The organism is Sphingomonas sp. LH128, assembly GCF_000293195.2.
Lineage (GTDB): Bacteria > Pseudomonadota > Alphaproteobacteria > Sphingomonadales > Sphingomonadaceae > Novosphingobium > Novosphingobium resinovorum_A.
In genome coordinates, this window is sequence record NZ_ALVC01000612.1 from 1 (window position 1) to 455 (window position 455).

1 protein-coding gene is annotated in these 455 nt (G+C 61.3%); it reads left to right on the plus strand.

What is annotated here, in order from left to right; genetic code table 11:
* Window positions 1-290: 290 nt before the first annotated feature.
* Window positions 291-455, plus strand: a 165-nt coding sequence (locus tag LH128_RS30590) for an SDR family NAD(P)-dependent oxidoreductase (protein ID WP_008833563.1), incomplete at its 3' end; no start/stop codon positions are given.

A 455-nucleotide genomic window follows, 5' to 3' on the forward strand; every position in this document is an offset into this window, starting at 1 on the left:
GGCCCGAGCGGACCAGCGTGAGCCGAGCGATGGGCGTCTCGATGATGCCGTCTCGCTCGGCGTATCGGGCAATCTGCTGAGCCAGTTCTTGATGCGCCATCAGCGTCTCTCTCAAAGCAATCGGTGTGATCAGCCTACACAGCTGATAGAGACCGATCCAGCGCGGCGCTAGAAATCTGGAATATCGTACAATAATCCCGGATGACCGTTCTACCTCCTTCCGACCAGATAACGCCATTTAGGGGAACATCGGATCGATGTTTCGGTCCGTCTGAACAGGAGTGACTATCATGGCTATAGAGGACAAGGTCATCGCGATTACCGGCGCCAGCAGCGGCATCGGCGAAGGCACGGCGCGGCTCCTGGCGGCGCGCGGCGCGAAGCTGATGCTGGGCGCACGCCGCACCGACCGGCTCGCAGCGCTGGCGGAGGAACTGAACGCAGCGGGAGGCACA